Below are 2,440 nucleotides of genomic sequence, written 5' to 3'. Positions count from 1 at the left end.
TGGGGCAGCGTGACCTTGTCCTCGGCCGCCGCCAGGGAGCGCGCGGAGACCCCCACCAGCACGCGTGAGGCGGTCAGCACCGCCCGGGTGACCTCGTCCACATCTGCCATGTCAGGTAACTCTCCCTCGCTCTCGATCACGATCCTTTCTATCTCGCCCACGGACACACTTGACAACGTTTGCATAATGCAAAAAGAGCGAGGAGAGGGAAAATATGACCGGCATAGATGCGGTGCCCCCCGCCGGCACCGTCGCGCAGGCACCAACCATTGAGGCCCGCCCCCCGTCCCCCGTGGCGCGACTGTGCGGAGCGCCGTGGGGTTTGCTGCTCCTCGCGGTCGCGGTGGGTGCGGGCGCCGGTCTGGGATCGATCGCCTTTCGCTGGCTGATCACTACGTTCACCCATCTGTTCTCCGGCCGCGCCGATTACGCGAGTGCCGGCGGCAGTGCGAACCCCCATGTGCCCTGGCTGGGCGCGGCGTTCGTGATCATCGCTCCGATGGTGGGCGGGCTCCTGTACGGACCGTTGGTCGACCGGTTCGCCAAGGAGGCCCGTGGCCACGGCGTCCCCGAGGTGATGCTCGCCGTCGCCCAGCGCGGCGGACGGATCAACCCGCAGGTCTCGATCGTCAAGGCATTGGCCTCCGCCCTGTGCATCGGATCCGGAGGCTCGGTCGGCCGGGAGGGACCCATCGTCCAGATCGGTTCCGCCCTCGGCTCGACGTTGGGCCGGTTCGCCAAGGTTCCCGAGGGCCGGATGCGACTGCTGGTCGCCTGTGGCGCGGCCGGCGGCATCGCCGCCACCTTCAACGCCCCGCTGGCCGGCGTCTTCTTCTCCATGGAACTGATCCTGGGCACCTTCAGCGCCGAGGCGTTCGGTGCCACGGTGCTCGCAAGCGTCACCGCCAGCGTCATCGGACGCGCGGCCTTCGGCAACAACGCCTTCCTCACCCTTCCCCCCTTCCACGTCGAACACCTTGCCCAGTACGGCCTGTTCGCCGCGCTCGGCGTGGTGGCCGGCATCGTCGGAGTGGGCTTCACCCGCATCCTGTACTGGATCGAGGATGCCTGCGACTGGGCCTGGCGCGGACCGGAATGGCTGCGGCCCGCGGCCGGCGGACTGCTCCTCGGCCTGGTGCTGCTGGCCCTGCCCGAGATGTACGGCGTCGGCTACCCCGTGCTGGAAAAGGCCACCCAGGGCGGCTACGTCATCGCCTTCCTGCTGCTCCTCCTCGTCGGAAAGGTCGTGGCCACCAGCCTGACCATCGGCATCGGCGGCTCCGGCGGGGTCTTCGCGCCGAGTCTGTTCATCGGCGCCATGCTGGGCGCCGCCTACGGAGCCGTCGCCGGTCACCTCATGCCCGGCGTCGCCGGGGGCGCCGGAGCCTACGCCCTGGTCGGCATGGGCGCGGTCTTCGCCGGCGCCTCACGGGCACCGATCACCGCCGTCGTCATCCTCTTCGAACTCACCGGCCAGTACTCGATCATCCTGCCCTTGATGCTCGCCATCGTCCTGGCCACCGCCACCAGCCGACTGCTGTCCCGCGACACCATCTACACCCTCAAACTCCGCCGCCGCGGCATCGACCTCCACACCCCCGCGCCGCACGCCACCTTCAACACGCAGACGGTCCAGACGGTCATGGAGCCCGTACCGGCGCCGCTGTCAGCAGACGGTGAACTGACGACCGCGGCCGACCTGCTGATCCGCTCGGACCACGGGACGCTCCCCGTCGTCGACGACCACGGCCGCTACGTGGGCACGCTCACCGCCCGCGCCGTGGCCGAAGCACTCACCGACGCACCGGACGCCCGACCGTCACAGGTGGGCGACCTGGCTCAGGCAGATCCGACCCTCACCACGGACATGCCGCTCGCCACCGCCCTGCACACGTTGATCACTGCCACCGGCACGGCCCTCCCCGTCCTCGACCCGGGGAAGGAGCACCTTCTCGGATGGCTGACGCACCAAAGCGCCCTCCGAGCTCTGCACGGCGCCACCCCCACACCGGTCACCCCCTTGGCCTGAGGAGACGGCCTGTCAAGTGGGGTCGCCTACCTGATCGAGGGGGCTCGCGCCTGATGGGTGGTGCTGTCCTTGCGGGTCGGCCGTGCCCCGGGCTGATGCCGGTGCCGGCTCGCGGTGCCTCGTGCTTGCCCGGTCAGGAGTCGGCCGAGCCGATGGCGGGCTCTTCCTCACGAGCGGGCGGAGGGACGTGAGGTGGGCAGAGCGGCAGGGTGACGGTGAACGTGCTGCCTTCGCCCGGCGCGGTGCGTACCGACACCGTGCCGCCGTGGGCTTCGGTGATCGACTTGACGATGCTCAGGCCGAGTCCCGTGCCGCCGGTGCCGGGGGTGCGGGACGTGTCGCCGCGGTAGAAGCGCTCGAAGATCCGGCTGGCGGTGTCGGGGGCCATGCCGGGCCCCTCGTCGGTGACGT

2 protein-coding genes and 1 pseudogene are annotated in these 2,440 nt (G+C 70.0%); 1 reads left to right on the top strand and 2 read right to left on the bottom strand.

Going from position 1 to position 2,440, the window contains the following annotated elements; all coding sequences use genetic code 11:
* Positions 1 to 110 (bottom strand): annotated as a pseudogene (locus tag ABD385_RS41065) (MarR family transcriptional regulator); the annotation flags it as partial.
* 215 nt (positions 111 to 325) lie between these two features.
* On the opposite strand from ABD385_RS41065, the gene ABD385_RS41060 reads away from it, so the two are divergent.
* On the top strand, positions 326 to 2,029 hold the full coding sequence (locus ABD385_RS41060) for a chloride channel protein (protein ID WP_344585364.1): 1,704 nt from the start codon (positions 326 to 328) through the stop codon (positions 2,027 to 2,029).
* 133 nt (positions 2,030 to 2,162) lie between these two features.
* Here ABD385_RS41060 and ABD385_RS41055 read toward each other — a convergent pair.
* Positions 2,163 to 2,440 (bottom strand): ATP-binding protein (locus ABD385_RS41055; RefSeq protein WP_344585362.1); only part of this gene is annotated, 278 nt, incomplete at its 5' end.

The organism is Streptomyces lunalinharesii (genome assembly GCF_039532155.1).
Taxonomy (GTDB): Bacteria; Actinomycetota; Actinomycetes; order Streptomycetales; family Streptomycetaceae; genus Streptomyces; species Streptomyces lunalinharesii.
The sequence above is the reverse complement of the archived record's forward strand: the minus strand, read 5'-3'. Positions and strand labels throughout refer to the sequence as shown.